The 17,782-nt window shown below is 59.3% G+C and carries 19 protein-coding genes and 1 riboswitch; of the genes, 11 read left to right on the plus strand and 8 right to left on the minus strand.

Features of this window, described 5'->3' with window-relative positions; all coding sequences use genetic code 11:
- Positions 1–7 precede the first annotated feature (7 nt).
- The 4 genes from JZY08_RS05770 (at position 8) to JZY08_RS05785 (ending at position 3,834) form a co-directional block, all read left to right on the plus strand.
- The gene (locus tag JZY08_RS05770) at positions 8–1,678 is read left to right on the plus strand and encodes a nitrite/sulfite reductase (RefSeq protein ID WP_216331286.1); all 1,671 of its coding nucleotides are present in this window, start codon (positions 8–10) and stop codon (positions 1,676–1,678) included.
- 10 nt (positions 1,679–1,688) lie between these two features.
- On the plus strand, positions 1,689–2,195 hold the full coding sequence (locus tag JZY08_RS05775) for a DUF934 domain-containing protein (protein WP_216331287.1): 507 nt from the start codon (positions 1,689–1,691) through the stop codon (positions 2,193–2,195).
- Between the two features lie 149 nt (positions 2,196–2,344).
- A complete protein-coding gene (locus JZY08_RS05780; protein WP_216331289.1) occupies positions 2,345–3,157 on the plus strand; it encodes a ferredoxin--NADP reductase in 813 nt (270 codons plus the stop codon).
- Between the two features lie 179 nt (positions 3,158–3,336).
- Entirely contained in the window at positions 3,337–3,834 is a 498-nt protein-coding gene (locus JZY08_RS05785) for a hypothetical protein (RefSeq protein WP_216331511.1), read from the plus strand.
- Positions 3,835–3,870: 36 nt separating this feature from the next.
- Here the strand turns inward: JZY08_RS05785 and JZY08_RS05790 are convergent, their stop codons facing one another.
- From JZY08_RS05790 to JZY08_RS05815, 6 genes are all read right to left on the minus strand, one after another.
- Entirely contained in the window at positions 3,871–4,971 is a 1,101-nt protein-coding gene (locus tag JZY08_RS05790; RefSeq protein ID WP_253204052.1) for a diguanylate cyclase, read from the minus strand.
- 267 nt (positions 4,972–5,238) lie between these two features.
- Positions 5,239–6,042 carry an endonuclease/exonuclease/phosphatase family protein gene (locus tag JZY08_RS05795; RefSeq protein ID WP_216331293.1) on the minus strand — a complete coding sequence of 268 codons (804 nt, stop codon included), beginning with the start codon at positions 6,040–6,042 and terminating at the stop codon, positions 5,239–5,241.
- A 258-nt stretch (positions 6,043–6,300) separates the two neighbouring features.
- The gene (gene gcvP, locus JZY08_RS05800; RefSeq protein WP_216331294.1) at positions 6,301–9,165 is read right to left on the minus strand and encodes an aminomethyl-transferring glycine dehydrogenase; all 2,865 of its coding nucleotides are present in this window, start codon (positions 9,163–9,165) and stop codon (positions 6,301–6,303) included.
- A complete protein-coding gene (gene gcvH / locus JZY08_RS05805; RefSeq protein WP_003496104.1) occupies positions 9,165–9,527 on the minus strand; it encodes a glycine cleavage system protein GcvH in 363 nt (120 codons plus the stop codon). Before gcvH ends, gcvP begins: the two co-directional genes overlap by 1 nt.
- A gap of 28 nt (positions 9,528–9,555) precedes the next feature.
- Entirely contained in the window at positions 9,556–10,695 is a 1,140-nt protein-coding gene (gene gcvT, locus JZY08_RS05810; RefSeq protein ID WP_216331295.1) for a glycine cleavage system aminomethyltransferase GcvT, read from the minus strand.
- Positions 10,696–10,849: 154 nt separating this feature from the next.
- Positions 10,850–10,937: riboswitch (glycine riboswitch) on the minus strand.
- 124 nt (positions 10,938–11,061) lie between these two features.
- Positions 11,062–11,247 carry a DUF3008 family protein gene (locus JZY08_RS05815; RefSeq protein ID WP_003496099.1) on the minus strand — a complete coding sequence of 62 codons (186 nt, stop codon included), beginning with the start codon at positions 11,245–11,247 and terminating at the stop codon, positions 11,062–11,064.
- Between the two features lie 174 nt (positions 11,248–11,421).
- Here JZY08_RS05815 and JZY08_RS05820 point away from each other — a divergent pair, with 174 nt between their 5' ends.
- Positions 11,422–11,802, plus strand: coding sequence for a hypothetical protein (locus tag JZY08_RS05820; protein ID WP_035242532.1), 381 nt, complete (start codon positions 11,422–11,424; stop codon positions 11,800–11,802).
- An 88-nt stretch (positions 11,803–11,890) separates the two neighbouring features.
- Complete coding sequence (locus JZY08_RS05825) at positions 11,891–12,874, plus strand: copper chaperone PCu(A)C (RefSeq protein ID WP_216331297.1); 984 nt, start codon at positions 11,891–11,893, stop codon at positions 12,872–12,874.
- 223 nt (positions 12,875–13,097) lie between these two features.
- Here the strand turns inward: JZY08_RS05825 and JZY08_RS05830 are convergent, their stop codons facing one another.
- Entirely contained in the window at positions 13,098–13,418 is a 321-nt protein-coding gene (locus JZY08_RS05830) for a hypothetical protein (RefSeq protein ID WP_216331298.1), read from the minus strand.
- A gap of 203 nt (positions 13,419–13,621) precedes the next feature.
- On the opposite strand from JZY08_RS05830, the gene crcB reads away from it, so the two are divergent.
- From crcB to JZY08_RS05855, 5 genes are all read left to right on the plus strand, one after another.
- Positions 13,622–13,999 carry a fluoride efflux transporter CrcB gene (crcB, locus tag JZY08_RS05835; protein ID WP_003496087.1) on the plus strand — a complete coding sequence of 126 codons (378 nt, stop codon included), beginning with the start codon at positions 13,622–13,624 and terminating at the stop codon, positions 13,997–13,999.
- 66 nt (positions 14,000–14,065) lie between these two features.
- Positions 14,066–15,055, plus strand: a complete 990-nt coding sequence (locus tag JZY08_RS05840) for an RluA family pseudouridine synthase (protein WP_003496085.1) — start codon at positions 14,066–14,068, stop codon at positions 15,053–15,055.
- Between the two features lie 6 nt (positions 15,056–15,061).
- A complete protein-coding gene (locus JZY08_RS05845) occupies positions 15,062–15,730 on the plus strand; it encodes an HAD family hydrolase (protein WP_216331299.1) in 669 nt (222 codons plus the stop codon).
- Between the two features lie 30 nt (positions 15,731–15,760).
- Positions 15,761–16,555 (plus strand): ATP12 family chaperone protein, encoded by a 795-nt coding sequence (locus JZY08_RS05850; protein WP_216331300.1) that lies wholly within the window; start codon positions 15,761–15,763, stop codon positions 16,553–16,555.
- A gap of 60 nt (positions 16,556–16,615) precedes the next feature.
- Complete coding sequence (locus tag JZY08_RS05855; RefSeq protein WP_035242530.1) at positions 16,616–17,104, plus strand: hypothetical protein; 489 nt, start codon at positions 16,616–16,618, stop codon at positions 17,102–17,104.
- Between the two features lie 72 nt (positions 17,105–17,176).
- Here JZY08_RS05855 and JZY08_RS05860 read toward each other — a convergent pair whose 3' ends face one another.
- Entirely contained in the window at positions 17,177–17,770 is a 594-nt protein-coding gene (locus JZY08_RS05860; RefSeq protein ID WP_216331301.1) for a TetR/AcrR family transcriptional regulator, read from the minus strand.
- Between the last annotated feature and the right edge of the window lie 12 nt (positions 17,771–17,782).

Raw genomic sequence — 17,782 nt, forward strand, 5'->3', positions numbered from 1 at the left:
GAAGAAGATGTACCGTTACGACGAGTTCGATCACGCATTTGTTGAAGGCCGCGTGGCGCAGTTTCGCGATCAGGTCGAGCGCCGGCTGTCCGGCGAGCTGGCCGAGGACGCATTCAAGCCGCTGCGCCTGATGAATGGCGTCTATCTCCAGCTGCATGCCTATATGCTGCGCGTCGCCATTCCCTACGGTACGCTGAATTCGAAGCAGATGCGGATGCTGGCCCATATCGCTCGTAAATACGACCGGGGTTACGGCCACTTCACCACCCGCCAGAACATCCAGTACAACTGGCCGCGCCTGTCCGACACGCCGGATATCCTGTCCGAACTGGCAAGTGTCGAAATGCATGCGCTGCAGACGTCTGGCAACTGCATTCGCAACGTCACCGCCGACCATTTCGCCGGTGCGGCCGCCGATGAGGTCGCCGATCCGCGTCCTTATGCGGAAATCCTGCGCCAATGGTCTTCCGTGCATCCGGAATTCTCGTTCCTGCCGCGTAAGTTCAAGATCGCGGTTACGGGCGCCGAGCGCGACCGCGCCGCCATTCAGGTTCACGATATCGGCCTGCACCTGAAAAAGAACGACAAGGGCGAGATCGGTTTTGCCGTTTATGTCGGCGGCGGGCAGGGCCGTACGCCGATGATCGCCAAGAAGATCCGCGACTTCCTGCCGGAAGAGGATTTGCTCTCCTATACCACGGCGATCATGCGCGTTTATAATCTGCACGGCCGCCGTGATAACAAATACAAGGCGCGCATCAAGATCCTCGTGCACGAAACCGGTGCTGACGAACTGGCCCGCCAGGTCGAGGTCGAGTTCGCGGAACTGAAAAACACCGAATTGAAGCTGCCGGATGCGGATATCGCGGCCATCACCGCCTATTTCGCGCCGCCGGCATTGCAGGACCGTCCCGAAGGCTGGGAAAGCCTCGCGCGCTGGAAACGGGCGGATGAGGGTTTTGCCCGCTTCGTCGAGCAGAACGTTGCGCCGCACAAGCATCCCGATTACGGCATGGTGACGATCTCGCTGAAGCCGATCGGTGGCATTCCGGGCGATGCGACCGACGAACAGATGGAACTCGTCGCCGATATTGCCGCCGAATATGCCTTCGACGAAATCCGCATCAGCCACGAGCAGAACATCATCCTGCCGCATGTGGCGCTGGCCGATCTCGAGCCCGTCTATCGCGCCCTGGTGGGCGCGGGGCTCGCCACCGCCAATGCCGGGCTCATCACCGATATCATTGCCTGTCCCGGGCTGGACTATTGCGCGCTTGCCAATGCGCGCTCCATTCCGGTGGCGCAGGAGATTTCCACCCGTTTCGGCGCACCGGAGCGTCAGGCGGAAATCGGCGAGCTGAAGATCAAGATTTCCGGCTGCATCAATGCCTGTGGTCACCACCATGTCGGCCATATCGGCCTTCTGGGTGTGGAAAAGAAGGGTGCCGAACTCTACCAGATCACGCTTGGCGGGTCGGGTGATGAAAACACCTCCATCGGCGAGATCATCGGCCGTGGTTTTGAGCCGGAAAAGGTGACAGACGCGGTGGAAACCATCGTTGACACCTATCTGGGCTTGCGCCTTTCGAAGGAGGAAAACTTCCTCGAAGCCTATCGCCGCGTCGGACCGCAGCCATTCAAGGATGCGCTCTACGGTTCCGCTGCAGAAGCCGCCTGAGGAGATTGCCATGACGAAAATATGGAACCGCGACGGCTTCGTGGAAAACGATCCCTGGGTGATTGAAACCGAGGAAGTGAAGGCTGGGGCCGAGCAAAAGCCGGTCCTGTCCCTCGCCGATTTCCTCGTGCGTGCCGCTGAAAGCAACGATATCGGCCTCGGCGTTCTGATCGCTCCGGCTGACGATGTCACCCAGCTTGAGCCCTATCTGGACCGCGTCGACCTCATTGCCGTCAGCTTTCCGGCCTTCAATGACGGCCGTGGTTTCAGCCACGCCTCGCTGCTGCGCAGCCGTCTTGATTTTGCGGGCGAGGTGAGGGCGGTTGGCGATGTGCTGATCGACCAGGTGCCGCTGATGCTGCGCACGGGCTTTACCAGCTTTGCGGTGACGAATGCGACGGCGATCCGCCGTCTCTCCGAAAATCGCCTGCCGGAAATTTCGGTCTATTACCAGCCGACGGCCCGCCCGGCTGCTGGCGGAGAGGCTTATAGCTGGCGTCGTCGTGCGGCCGGTTGACGCATGATGCGAGAAATATGAGTTTTAAATACATATTTCCTGCGCACATGGCAGTATTGACATTCTCATGCCTTCAAACGGCGACAAAAATGGTATAATTGCCCGGTCGGAGAATGTCGCTTATCGAATAGGAATGGACGGAACCTGAAATGAACGCGCCAGCCAAGACGGAAGATTTCGCGATCAAGATACCTGATGGTGTTTACGCCGAGACGGTTTTATCGGTGGAGCACTATACCGATCACCTGTTCCGTTTCCGCATGACACGTCCGGCCGGCTTCCGTTTCCGTTCCGGCGAATTCGCCATGATCGGCCTGATGGTTGGTGAAAAGCCGATCTATCGCGCCTACTCCATCGCCAGCCCCGCCTGGGATGAGGAACTGGAATTCTTCTCGATCAAGGTTCCGGACGGCCCGCTCACCTTGCATCTTCAGGCGATCAAGCCCGGCGATACCGTTTTGATGCGCAAGAAGCCGACAGGCACGCTGGTTCTCGATGCGCTGACACCCGGCAGACGGCTTTACATGTTCTCCACCGGCACCGGCATCGCGCCCTTCGCAAGCCTGATCCGCGACCCTGAGACCTATGAGAAGTTCGAGGAGGTCATCCTCACCCATACCTGCCGCGATGTGGCCGAGCTGAAATATGGTTTCGATCTGGTCGAGGAAATCAGGAACCACGAATTCCTGAACGAGATCGTCGGCGACAAGCTCAAGCATTATGCAACGGTCACCCGCGAAGATTACCCCTTCAAGGGCCGTATCACCACGCTGATCGAGAACGGCAAGCTGTTTGCGGATCTGGGTGTTCCGACGCTCGATCCCGAGATCGATCGCGGCATGATCTGCGGTTCTTCGGCCATGTTGAAGGACACCAAGGAACTGCTTGAAAAGGCCGGCCTTACCGAAGGCGCCAACAACAAACCCGCCGAGTTCGTGATCGAGCGCGCTTTCGTCGGATGACGTCGAATTTCTTTTGCAGACGAATAAGACAGGAGGCCGCAAGGCCTCCTTTTTGTTTCAGGGGTCGGTTGCGGTGTTGGGGCGGCAATTCAACGGGCTGGAACATCCTGCGGCGATCGCGCGTTAGCTTTCAAACGAAACCGAACCGACGAAGTCGCCCAATGAAAAAAACTGGAACAATCCGCACCTCAATCATCGCCGTAACGGCGGGATTTTTCGCCGCGATGCCTGCAGCCGCCGACGAAAGCTCCTTCCTGTCGTCGCTGGAAGGCAAATGGACTGGCAAGGGAACGGTGATCACCCGCATCGGCATGCCGCCGATCAATGTCAATTGCACATTGAGTTCCGACGCAAAGGCGACGGCGCTGCGCATGTCGGGCACCTGTCGTGGTCTCGTGGTTGTAAGACGCGCTATCGCTGCTGATCTTGCCGCAACCGGCGGGCGTTACAGCGGCACCTATACCGGCCCCTCCGGCCGTCCTTCGGCGCTGGCCGGCAACCGCGAGGGAAATGCGATCAATCTCACCGTCCGCTGGAACCGCGAAATCAATGGCGACCGCGTCGCGGCCATGACCATCGAAAAGGTCGGTGACAATGGCCTGCGGCTGCGCACCACCGACAAGGACGGCAGGACCGGCAAGACGGTGGTGACAAGCGATATCCGGCTTGTGCGCTAATCGGCGTCCCTTAACCGGTCCCGGAATGGTACTGTCTCAGGAGACGTTGGCAATATCCGCCACGGTTTTATTGCGCCCGCTATTCTTGGAACGGTAAAGTGCCGCATCGGCACGGGCATAGGCTGATGAAAAGTCTTCGCCCGGACGTATCGAGGTCAGCCCGAAACTGGCGGTCACGGGAACATCCGCTGGAAAATCCAAAAACAGCGCAGGCACGCCCTGGCGGATGTTTTCAACCAGCGCCGTTGCCTCCGCAATATCCGGGCGGGCCATGAACAGCGCAAATTCCTCTCCGCCCATTCGTCCCGCCATGTCGTCGGCACCGACGAAACCGCGAATATGATCGGCAAAACGACGGATCACCTCGTCACCCGTCGCATGGCCGAAGCGGTCGTTGATCGCCTTGAAGCGGTCGAGGTCGGTCACGACCACGATTCCTCTTTCGCCGCGGGGCCGGGCCGTCCTTGCCATGACGCCCTCCTCGAAACCGCGACGGTTGAAGAGGCCGGTCAGGAAATCATATCGCGCCTGCCGCTGCAGTTCGCCGGCAAGATCGGCGGAGACGATCAGAAGCGTCAGGATGCCGCTTGCGATCATGCCGGTCGGCGTACCGATCGACAGGACGATGATGAAGGCCGCGTCGGAAATCTCACCGCCGGATCGCGCAAGCCAGGCGGCGACTGCAACGCTCGTGATATAAATGCCAAAGACGGTCATGGCCCAGCGGACGGTTCGTCCGACGCCGGTCGCCCGCCTCAACGTATGCACGATGATGCCGACCAATGCCGCATCGGCAATGGCCGTCATCATTCGCGAGGCCATGCGCCATTCCACGAGCTGGAAAGCCCAGACCACAAGAATGAACAGGGTGGAAATGATCCATACGATCGCAACACTGTTGCTGTTGCGTTTTGCCCGCAGACGGAAACCCCAAGCCAGCAGTGCGAAACTGCCGATCGAGGCATGGCAGGCGAGCATGGCCGTCAGCGATTGATGATCGGGAAACAATCCGCCAACAATGCGCAGCCCGTGGCCGATGGCTGACGACATGAAGGACAGGGCCCAGATCATGGCGTGTTGCTTCAGCCCGAAATGCCGCCAAGCGACCAGCAGCGCCACGCCAAAAAGCAGGCTCACGACAACGATGCTCAGCGATGTGACGACGGTAGAAAGCATAGCCGGATTTAAGGGCCGCGGATGAACAAAGCTTTACGGCGAAAGCCCTTATATCTTTGCCTTCGCATGAATTTCAATCCCGCTTCTTTACCCGTGCATGGAGCATTTCCAGGAAAAGTGGCCACCGGTTTTCCGTCCGGAAATGCGACAAAATAAAAAGTTAGAGTGTTTTTCGTGATCCGAAGAAAAGCGAAAACGCTCAAACTAGGCTGTCGGCAATGCAAATGCTTAGCTGAATTCGAGCAGCAGAGGGCAATGATCCGAGACTTCCGGCTGTCTCACGACATTGAAGTGATCGACCTTCACGGCCGGGTTGACCAGCATGTAATCCGCATAACGGTTCTGTTTGGCGTAATGCGATGTCCGCGTGTCGGTGAAGCCGCGTGTCGTGACGAGTTCGACAAGATCCAGCTCTTTCAGCACCGCGAATGTCTCGCTGTCAGGCAGAACATTAAAATCGCCGCAGACGATGATCCTGTCGCCTTCTTCCATAATGTTTTTGACAAGCTGAACGAGGCGCTTTGCCTGCGCCAGACGGGCAGGGCTGTCATGTTTGCCATCGAGGTCACGCAGCCCGTGCATATGGGCGATGACGGCTGGCTGGCCGGCCGCGAAATCAAAGACACGGATGGCATGGCCGGTGCGCGACCTTGGGTGATCGCCGTATCCGTCGGCGGAGAAAGCGCCATGCACGAAACCCTGGGCCTGCGCGACAATGGCAATGGATTTGCGCACGAAGGTCGCCAGCCCCCATTGGGAGGGATAATTGATCTCACCATGAAAGAGATCGCCCTGCGCCGCTGGGCAGAAGATTGCCAGATGATCAGGCAAGGCTTCGGCGACGTCACGCAGAAAATTCGCCCGCTGCGGCAGGTCAATGCCGTGATCGCGATAGGTCAGCCACTCCTGCGTGGCCGCCGGAGTATGAATGACTTCCTGCAGGCACAGAATATCGGGGGCGGATGCAGTGAGATAAGAAACAAGCTCGTCGTGGAGTTTGCCACCCCAGCCGTTCAGGCAGATCAGACGCATTTCCTCTCCATGGCCAAGGATTTCACGAACCGGTTTAGCATGGAACGAGGAGCGATCAATCGTCTCACCCTTTCCTGGAAGCCGGAAATCTTGCAGGTGAAATATGAAAGAATGGATCGTTCTTTACGCAGGCTGCTGAGCCTCTCGACCGTCATCCTCGGGCTTGACCCGAGGATGACGGTGAGCGTCTGGAGATATTCGCCCATTACTCCAGGCCCGGATCGCTCCGGGCCTTCGTGTTCGTTTTCACCGAATGCCTTATTCAGCCGCTTCGGCGTAAGCCTCCATCGGCGGGCAGGTGCAGATGAGGTTGCGGTCGCCATAGACATTGTCGATGCGGTTGACCGGCGACCAGTATTTGTCGATGCGGAAGGCGCCGGGCGGGAAGCAGCCCTTTTCGCGGCTATAGGGGCGATCCCACTCGCCGACGAGGTCTTCCACCGTATGCGGGGCGTTTTTCAGCGGATTGTTGGTCTTGTCCGCACGGCCTTCCTCGATGTCGCGGGCTTCCTCACGGATCGCCAGCATGGCATCGCAGAAACGGTCGATTTCCGCCTTGGTCTCGGATTCCGTCGGCTCGATCATCAGCGTGCCGGCAACCGGCCAGCTCATGGTCGGCGCGTGGAAACCGCAGTCGATGAGGCGCTTTGCAACATCGTCCACCGTCACACCGCAGCTATCCGCCAAGGGCCGGGTGTCGATGATGCACTCATGCGCCACACGTCCCGTTTCGGACTTGTAGAGCACGTCGTAAGCGCCCTTCAGCCGCTCAGCAATGTAGTTGGCGTTGAGGATCGCAACCTTGGTCGCCTGCGTCAGCCCTTCGCCGCCCATCATCAGGCAATAGCTCCAGGAGATCGGCAGGATCGAGGGCGAGCCGAAGGGGGCAGCCGAAACCGCACCCTCGCGACCGTCCGTCGAAGGATGGCCGGGAAGATAGGGAGCAAGATGCGCCTTGACGCCGATCGGCCCCATGCCCGGACCACCGCCGCCATGCGGAATGCAGAAAGTCTTGTGCAGGTTGAGATGCGAAACATCAGAACCGATATCGCCGGGACGGGCGAGACCGACCATGGCGTTCATGTTGGCGCCGTCGAGATAGACCTGTCCACCATGCTTGTGGGTGATCTCGCAGATCTCGCGAACCGTCTCCTCGAACACGCCGTGGGTGGACGGATAGGTGATCATGCAGCACGAGAGGTTTTCCGCATACTGCTCTGCTTTTGCACGGAAATCATCGATATCGATGTCGCCATTGTCACGCACCTTCACCGGCACGACTTTCATGCCGACCATCTGTGCGGAGGCAGGGTTGGTGCCATGCGCCGACGTCGGAATGAGGCAGACGTCGCGATGGGTGCCGCCATTGGCGAGGTGGTAGTTGCGGATGGTCAGAAGCCCGGCATATTCCCCCTGCGCGCCGGAATTTGGCTGCATGGAGAAGGCGTCGTAACCGGTGACCGAGCACAGCTTTTCGGAGAGATCGTCGATCATCTCCTTGTAGCCGAGCGCCTGATCGGCCGGCACGAAGGGATGGATGTCGGAGAATTCCGGCCAGGTGATCGGCAGCATCTCCGCAGTTGCGTTCAGCTTCATGGTGCAGGAACCGAGCGGGATCATCGAGCGGTCGAGCGCGAGATCACGGTCCGAAAGGCGGCGGATGTAACGGGTCATCTCGCTTTCGGCACGGTTCATGTGGAAGATCGGATGCGTCATGTACTGGCTGGTGCGCAGCAGCTCTTTCGGAAGGCGATATTCCGGCTCGAAATCCGAGATCGAGAAATTGCCGCCAAATGCGCGCCACACGGCTTCCAGCGTTGCCGGGCGCGTGCGCTCGTCAAGGCTCATGCCGATCTTGGTCGCGCCCACCTTGCGCAGGTTCACGCCTTCGGCAACAGCCGAGCGCAGGATGACGCCCTGCATGTGACCGACTTCGACGGTGATCGTATCGAAGAAGGTCTCCGGCTCGATGGTGTAGCCGAGCTTTTCCAGCCCCTTGGCCATCAGCACGGCCTTCTGGTGGGTCTGCTGGGCGATCGCCTTGATGCCCTGCGGGCCGTGGAAGACGCCATACATCGAGGCCATAACGGCCAGCAGCACCTGCGCCGTGCAGATGTTGGAGGTGGCCTTTTCGCGGCGGATATGCTGCTCGCGTGTCTGCAGCGACAGGCGATAGGCGCGGTTGCCACGCGCATCGACCGAAACGCCGACCAGACGGCCGGGCATGGAGCGCTTATGCGCATCCTTCACTGACATATAGGCAGCATGTGGGCCACCGTAACCGACCGGAACGCCGAAACGCTGCGAGGTGCCGATGGCGATATCCGCGCCCATCTCGCCGGGTGACTTCAACAGCGTCAGCGCCAGAAGATCGGCGGCGACGGCGGCAATCGCGCCGGTCTGGTGCAGGCGGGAAATCAGACCGGAGAAATCGCTGACATGGCCGTGGGTGCCCGGATACTGGAAGATCGCGCCGAACACGTCGACCGGGTCGAGATCGGTGAACGGGTTGCCGACGATCACCTTCCAACCAAGCGGGGCCGCGCGGGTCTCGATCAGCGCGATGGTCTGCGGATGGCAATTGGCATCCACGAAGAAGGCAGTCGCCTTGGACTTGGCGACGCGCTGGCACATGGCCATGGCTTCGGCAGCCGCCGTCGCCTCATCGAGCAGCGATGCGTTGGCGACATCGAGGCCGGTCAGATCGCAGACCATGGTCTGGTAGTTCAGCAGCGCCTCAAGACGGCCCTGGCTGATTTCCGGCTGGTAGGGCGTATAGGCCGTGTACCAGGCCGGATTTTCCAGAATGTTGCGCTGGATGACCGGCGGCGTGATCGTGCCGTAATAGCCCTGGCCGATCAGCGAGGTCAGCACCTGGTTCTTGTTGGCCGTTTCGCGCAGGCGGTCGAGCGCCTCGCGTTCGGTCAGCGCAGCACCCCAGGTCAGCGGTACCTTCTGGCGGATGGAGGAGGGAACGGTGGCGTCGATCAGGGCATCGAGGCTCTTGTAGCCGATGACCTTCAGCATCTCCGTCATTTCCGACAGCGACGGCCCGATGTGACGCCGGTTGGCAAAATCATAGGGCTGATAGTCGGTGAAATGGAATTCTGTGGGCGTCGTCATTACGCGATCAGCTCCTTGTAGGCTGCCTCGTCGAGCAGCGTCTCGGCATCTGCGGCGTTGGAGAGCTTCAGCTTGAAGAACCAGCCGGCACCCTGCGGATCGGAATTGACCAGCGAGGGATCGTCGACGATGGCCTGATTGATTTCCACCACTTCGCCATCCAGCGGACAATAGACATCGGAAGCCGCCTTGACGGATTCAACGGTCGCCGCGTCGCCATCCTTGGAGAAGGTGGCGCCCACTTCCGGCAATTCGACAAAAACGAGATCGCCAAGCTGTTCAGCGGCGTGGCTGGTGATGCCAACGGTGGCGATATCGCCTTCGAACTTCAGCCATTCGTGTTCTGCGGTAAATTTCAGCATCGTATTTTCTCCGGAGATGGGATGAAGATTATCGTTTGTAGGTGGGCTTGATGAACGGCAGGGCAGCGACGGTGACGGGCAGATATTTGCCGCGCACTTCCGCAAAGATCGCCGTGCCGGGAGCCGTGTAGGCCGTTGGCACGTAACCCATGGCGACGGGGCCTTCGACCGACGGGCCGAAGCCGCCCGAGGTCACTTCACCGATCTCCGTCTTGCCTTCGGCATCCGCAAACAGCTTCGAATGGCCGCGCACCGGCGCCTTGCCCTCGGGCTTCAGGCCGACGCGACGGCGCGACGTGCCGTCTTTCAGTTCGCCGAGAATGCGCTCTGCGCCGGGAAAACCGCCCTCGCGGTCGCCGCCAGCGCGGCGAGCCTTCTGGATCGCCCATTCGAGCGAAGCTTCGATGGGGGAGGTCGTGGTGTCGATATCATTGCCATAAAGACAAAGGCCGGCTTCCAGACGCAGGCTGTCACGCGCGCCAAGACCTATCGGCTCGCAATCGGGATGTTCGAGCAGGGCCTTGGCAATCTCTTCCGCCTTTGCGGCGGGCACGGAAATCTCAAAACCGTCCTCGCCGGAATAACCGGAACGGGAGACGATGCAGGGCACGTCATGCAGCGGAATTTCCAGCACATCCATGAACTTCATTTCGGAGATGCCTGCCCACAGTTCGGCCAGAACCGCTTCAGCGCGCGGTCCCTGAAGCGCGATCAGCGCCCGATCATCGAGCAGGGTAATTTCACAGTCGTCGGAAAGATGCGCCTTCATATGGGCGACATCGGCGTCCTTGCAGGCCGCGTTGACGACGACAAAAAGATGATCGCCGCGATTGGTGATCATCAGGTCGTCCAGGATGCAGCCGTTCTCATCGGTGAAGAAACCGTAGCGCTGGCGGCCTTCCTTGAGACCGAGAATATCGACTGGCACCAGCTTTTCCAGTGCAAGCGCTGCGTCGGCATTGTTGCCGGACTTCGCCTTCACGATCACCTGGCCCATGTGGGATACGTCGAACAGGCCGGCGGAGGTGCGGGTCTGAAGATGCTCCTTCAGAACGCCCGCCGGATATTGCACCGGCATGTCGTAACCGGCGAATGGCACCATGCGGGCGCCAAGCGAAAGATGCAGGGAATGCAACGGCGTGATGTCAAGCTCGGCGGTATCGTCCAAGGACGCCTCCAGGGTTGCGCGAAAAATCGCGCGGGCTCAGGTCATGGCGTGAAAAACACGCCGGGTTCAAGAGCCCCCTCTGTCCTTGTCGCCTGAGATTGTTATCCCTTCGGCGAGCCGTCCTTATGAAAGGTGGCTTCTCTCCAGAGTTCCGTCATCACCGCTGGTCCTTTTGCCTGAGAGTTTCCGGGGCGGTTGCTCCTTCGGCACCGCATTGAAGCGGCTTCTCCCAATGGTGATGCGACGCTCATTATCTGCGAAGCCCCGCTGTTGGCAAGGACCAAATGACGCATCTGAACAGATTCTTGCTCCATCTGCGCCATCGCCACCGAAAGACGCAGTCGATAGTTTGGAAGCGGTGTGCCATCAGTCTGATTTTTTCTCCGGCAGGCCCTTTCGTTTTGTCGATGCCAGTTCATCAAGTTCCTTTTCTGTCATGGACTTCTCCATGCTTTTTGAAGCACCTTGTAAACTGGATTTTTTGACTTCGCCGCGTTTTGCGGCCAGTGCCGCACCTGCTGCTTTCTGTTGCGCTTTCGACTTGGCTGGCATGTCGGATCCTCCTTCCGGAACGGTCTTGTCGCGAGGGAAATGTTGCGCTCCAACGATGGTTCCCTTCGAGAGGTTGGGGCTGCGGCAAAATTCCCCTTTGAAATCGGCGAGAAAGAGGGGTATCGCGAGAATATGGACGTAAATCGAAAACGACGGCTGGCAGGGGTGGAGAAAATGCTTCGCATTTTCTGTGCAGCCCTGATGTTGTCGCTCGGTTTCGCGCATAAGCCTGCACTTGCCGCCGCCCCGGAAGTCGTGCTCGATGAGAGCTACCGGCTGCCGGACGGAACCTTTGCCGAGATTTGTCTGGGCCACAGCGGTGGGGTGAATGCCTCGCATGCCAAGGATGGCCCCGCCCATTCCAGCGACGCAATCCTGTTTTGTGAGGCGTGCCTGCTGGCCTCATCCATTCTTGTGCCGGTCCCCGATGCGGCGGGCTGGCTCAGAACAGAATTCGCCTGGCTCGAAAATCGCTTATCCGCAGAGTGGACTTTCCGCTCGGTCCTGACGATCCGCAAACCGGCTGCACGCGGCCCGCCATCCCTGTCCGCCTGATCTCTTCGCTTCACAGGATCATCGCCGCCGGCTGGCGGCAAGCAATGGCTGCACTGCTTTATTGGCATCAGTCGCAAGGACAAGACACATGAAAACCACCAAGATCATCACCTGCACCCTGTTCATGGCCTCCGTCTCGACGGCACAAGCTTTCGCTCACGCGACCTTCGTTGACGGTTCGGCCGAACAGGACAGCACCATCGTTGCCGCACTTCAGGTACCGCATGGTTGCGATGGCGGACTTGCCACCACCGAAGTGCAGATCAAGCTGCCGGAAGGCTTCATTTCCGCCAAGCCACAGCCAAAGGCCGGCTGGGAGCTGGAGATCATCAAGGGCGACTATCAGAAGGCCTACAAGAACCACGGCAAGGAGATCAAAAGCGGGCCGGTCGAAATCCGCTGGAAAGGCGGCAACCTGCCGGACGAGTTCTACGACACCTTTGCCGTGCAGGGAAAAATTTCCGGCATAGAGGCGGGGCAGGACCTGCCCTTCAAGGTGACGCAGCTTTGCGGCGACAAGGGCAAGGTTTCGTGGGATGAGGTGGCGGCCGCTGGTGTCGATCCTCATTCACTGAAAAGCCCGGCTCCGACCATCCGTGTTACCGAAAAGGCCCATGCGGGCGGACATGATCACTCTGCCATGGCTATGGACATGGACATGAATATGGATGTCGCAAAGGCCGGCAGCCTCGAACTCTCCGCCGGCACGACAAAGGCGATGCTGCCGGGTCAGCCCGTTGGCGGCGGTTACGTGACGATCAAGAATACCGGTGACAGTGACGACAAGCTGATTGGCGTCGAATCCTCAGCCGCCGGCCGTGCCGAAATTCACGAAATGGCCATGGTCAACGACGTCATGAAGATGCGCAAGCTGGATGACGGCGTCGTCATTCCCGCCGGCCAGACCGTGGAGTTGAAGCCGGGCGGCCTGCACATGATGTTCTTCAACGTGAAGAAGCCTTTTGCCGAAGGCGACAAGGTGCCGGTAACACTGATCTTTGAAAAGGCCGGTAAGGTCGAGATCGTGCTTTCCGCCGGCTCGGCCAAGGGCGATGCTCACCAGCATAATTGAGAACTAAAAAACGGCTACCGGAACGCGTGACAAGTCCGGTAGCCGCAAGTTTTTTAGATTATGTCCTTGCTTTCAGCGCCGTGACGGAAAAGGCGTGATGGCCATCGCCTCCGTGATTTTTCCGGCATTCGGTGAGAAATATTTAGAAAAACAGCCTGACATCAGCCTGAATGCAAAAGCGGAACATTAGATGTTCCGGATATAAGAGATAAGATTAGAATATTCATATATCGATTTGATTTGTATTGATATTTTCAGAATAGGTTTTCGCGTTATTTTCCTCATAGGCTTCCACGGCCTGATCGAGTGTCGCCTGTCGTTCGTGACGCTGGCTGGCGACTGTCAGGAAATAAAGCGTCAGGGCGGGCGGCTTGATCGCCGTCATCAGGGATCTGAGCTGGAAGTCGTCTCCATGTTCCGCCTTGCGCGCCAGTTCGTGAATGGCCTCTTCAACCTCAGTTCTGCGCGGCACGCGCTGCGAAGGCTTCACGGCCTCAAGCGCATAGGCAGCCGTATTTGCTGAAACGGAAAGAACCTGTGTCATCCAACCTCCGGCCATCTTCGCCGACCTCTTAAAGAACGGAGATTAGCATCTGCGCCTTGTTGGAAGGCTAAATCGCGCAGCTGTAATTTAATCGTATTTTAATGGACGAAAGTGCCAGACAAAGGGGTTTCGCGTGCCGTTTCTATGGTCTAGAAATGCATCGGACAGCCCGGTCCGGCAATTTCCTCCGGAGACAATCCCTCATGGTGAATATCGTTCTCGTCGCCGCAGGCGGCGCAATCGGTTCCGTATTCCGTTATCTGGTCGGTGTCTGGAGTGTGCGGCTGGCGGGGCCGAACTTTCCCTGGGGAACGCTGGCGGTCAATGTGGCCGGGTCGTTCCTGATCGGTCTTTTGGTCGAGCTTGTGGCAAGGCGTCTCAATGCGTCGATGGAAATGCGGCTGTTCCTCGTCACCGGCGTGCTCGGCGGGTTCACAACCTTTTCGTCCTTCTCGCTCGATGCGGTTGCGCTTTTTGAACGCGGCGCGCTCGGTCTTTCGGCCGTTTACGTCATTACAAGTCTTGTGGTTTCCATAGCCGCGGTTTTCGCCGGGCTGGCCTTGGGCCGCAGTTTGTTCTAAAGGCTTGATCCAAACGGCGCGCCACAGATATGGGCGTGCGATCAGGACAGAGAGACTGGAAATTTCATGGCAGGTATCGAGCATATCAAGGTCGAGGCCGACGAGGCCGGTATGCGCCTCGATCGCTGGTTCAAGATTCACTATCCGGGGTTGGGTTTCGGGCAATTGCAGAAGCTGTTGCGCTCCGGACAGGTGCGCGTGGATGGCGGCCGGGTAAAGACGGATGCGAGAGTGCAGCCGGGACAGATGGTGCGCGTGCCGCCGGTCGATTCCGACCTCAGGGTCAAAAGCGGACCGATCGGCTCGAGGGACCTCAAGCATTCCGAAGACGCGGAGCTTCTGGCGCGCATGCTCCTGCATGAGGACGACAAGGTATTCGTTTTCAACAAGCCGGCCGGCATTGCCGTTCAGGGCGGCTCCGGCGTCAACCGCCACATCGACGGACTTCTGGAGGCCTGGACCAGCCCGAAGGGTGAAAAGCCGCGTCTGGTGCACCGCCTCGACCGCGACACCTCCGGCGTGCTGGTGGTCGCCCGCACCCGGGGCGCTGCGCAGAAGCTGACGGCCGCCTTCCGCGAGCGGGATACCAAGAAGACCTATTGGGCACTGGTCAAGGGCGTTCCTCGCAAGCATCAGGACAAGATTTCCACCTGGCTGGTCAAGGAACAGACGGCGGACGGCGACCGCATGCGCATCGCCAAGCACGGCGAGGAGGGGGCGGATCACGCCATTTCCTATTACCGTGTCATCGATACCGCCGCGCAAAACCTCGCCTGGCTCGAGATGGAGCCCTATACCGGCCGTACCCACCAGCTGCGCGTCCACGCCCTGCATATGGGACACCCGATCATCGGCGATCCGAAATATTATATCGACGATCCGAACTGGGACTTTCCGGGCGGCATCCAGAAGCGCCTGCATCTGCATGCGCGCCATATCGACATTCCGCATCCGAATGGCGGCCGGCTTCGCGTCAGCGCGCCTTTGCCGCCGCATATGGTACAGACTTGGAACTTGCTCGGTCTAGACGTGGCCGATGGCGACAGGGAAGACTAAAAGTCGATGAAACTCGTTCTTTTCGATTGCGACGGCACGCTGGTTGACAGCGCCGGCCTCATCCATGCCGTCATGTCCGATACCTTTGCCGATTTCGGAAAGCCGCGTCCGGATATCTCGCAGACCAAGGCGATCATCGGCCTGACGCTCGATATCGCCATAGCCCGCATGCTCGGCAAGACGCATGTGGATGACGAGGCGCTGGCGATGACGCAGCGCTACAAGGAAATCTATCATCCGGTCCGCGCCCGTCCGGGCATGATCGAGCCGCTTTTCGACGGCATCGCCGCGCTGATCGATACGCTTTCGAAGCGGGACGATGTGCTGGTCGGAGCGGTCACCGGCAAAGGCCGTCGCGGCCTGACCCATATTCTCGAAACGCATGGTTTTACCGATCATTTCATTGTTTCGCGCACGGCGGATGATTGTCCTTCCAAACCACATCCGGCCATGGTGATGGAATGCTGCCATGAAACCGGCATGGTTCCGGCCGACACTGTCGTCATCGGCGATGCGATCTATGATATGCAGATGGCAAAGGCTGCAGGCGCAAAGGCGATCGGCGTCGCCTGGGGATACGCCTCGGTCGATGACCTCTGGAAGGCCGGCGCCGATGCGGTTGTCAGCCACCCGCGCGAAATTTCGGCCTATGTTCCCGCCGATATTCCTGAATAACCCTTTCTATTCGACTGATGAGGACGTGCCATGCGTGATCTCCTGAACGACCTTACGGAGGGCCTGAGCCATCCCGATCCGATCCTGCGCGCGCAAATCCAGATGCAGAAGCCTTTGCCGAAGCGCTTCTATAAGGATGTCACCGTCGCGGAAGCCGAAGATGGCGGCTTCACCATCCTCCTCGATGGCAAGCCGTTGCGCACACCCGCCAAGAAGCCGCTCATCGTGCCGTCAAAGGCGCTTGCCGGCCTGCTTCGCGATGAATGGGATGCGCAGACGGACGTCGTCAATCCGGTGGTCATGCCCGTATCCCGGCATGTGAATACGGCCATTGACGGTGTCGCCAACGACACCCAGGCCGTTTTTGAGGATATACTCCGGTTCTCCTCATCCGATCTTCTGTGCTACCGCGCCGGCGATCCGGCCGCACTGGTTCAACGCCAGACGGACCATTGGGATCCTGTGCTTGACTGGGCAGCCAATGTGCTTGGCGCGCGCTTTATCCTTGTTGAAGGCGTCATGCATCGCGAGCAGCCGAAGGAAGCTATCGCTGCCTTTTCCGTCACGCTCAGAAAATACGATAAGCCGATCGCGCTTGCCGCCCTGCACACCATGACGTCGCTGACCGGCTCCGCCATTCTGGCGCTGGCGCTGGCGGAAGGAGAGCTGACGCTCGAGGAAACCTGGGCGCTGGCGCATCTTGATGAGGACTGGACCGCCGAGCAATGGGGCGAGGACGAGGAGGCGCTGGAGCGCCGCGCCGTCAGGCTCATCGACATGCGCGCGGCCCTCAATGTTCTCGAGGCGCTGAAGAGGGCGTCTTAACGCTTTTCTAACCCTGATATCAGAACATGCGGTTACCTCACGTTAGGGGAGCCGCAGATCATGATCATAATGCTGAAACGCCTTGGCATCGTTGTGCTGGCGTGTTTCACGCTCATGTCTTTCAGGCTTGAACCGGAAGCGACCAATGCCGACCGGCTGCTTTACGATGTGCGCGGCGCATTTGTCGCGGCAAGGCCCGATGTCGCGCCGGCGTTGATGCAATCCATCCATGCGCAGGTGCAAAACGCCATCAAGACGACGGCGCGCGGCGAAATCAGACCGCGCGTGGTGCTGACCATCCGCCTCGCTTCCGTCACGCGCGGCCCATTTCTCTTCGGAGAACGGGCGTCCGCCAAGGTCATCGTGCGCGCCGCCGCCGTGGCGACGGGTGAGGTAATCGCCGAAGCCAAATTCACCGCTACCGTCGTCAGCTTCGACAACCGGTCGATCGAGCAGGAACTTGCCTATGGCGTTGCGGAACGTGTCATCCGCGAGTTCCGGCTGAGCCGGCCCGGTCCGACAACGCTCGCGACGGCATTGTTTCCGTGAACCGCAGCGGAAACCTGAAGATAAAAGAGAGCAGGGAATCCTGCTCCAAGACTGACTACAGACACCGAGAGCCTACACCGGCTTTTTAAGAAGACCGGTGGCCAGGGCTTGGAAGGCCTCGACAGCCTTCGGCAGGACTTTCTCGGGCTTGTCGCTGGCGGCAATCCAGAGCGCGGCATTGAGCGCGGCGCCACTTAGAAGTCGGGCCGCAGCTTCCGGGTCGACTGGTTTGAGGGTTCCCTGCTCGATCAGCCGTTGTACCGTCCGCTTTGTTACCTGCAGGCAATTGTTCTGGCTGGGCCATTGCGACGGATCGCCCAGCACCGCCGGCCCGTCGAGCAGAACGATACGTTGCACTTCCGGATCAAGCGCCATCTCGATATAGGCGACACCTTCAGCCAGCAAACCCTGCCAATCGTCTCCTGCGCGTGCCCCGATTTCCTGGGCGCGTGACGCCATTTCAGAATCAATCTGATTGACGGCTGCGGCCAGAAGCCCCCGTTTATCCCCGAAATTATGATAGAGAGCGCCCCGCGTCAGACCGACTTCTGCGGTCAACTCGTCCATGGATGCAGCCGCATATCCCTTTTCGGCAAAGATCTTGCGCGCAGCTGCGATCAGCCTTGCGCGGTTCTCCTCCATTGTCTCGGCACGTCGTCTCGCCATCGGTTCCTCAAA

Origin of the sequence: Rhizobium sp. X9, assembly GCF_018873185.1 — a bacterium.
Classification (GTDB): domain Bacteria; phylum Pseudomonadota; class Alphaproteobacteria; order Rhizobiales; family Rhizobiaceae; genus Agrobacterium; species Agrobacterium oryzihabitans.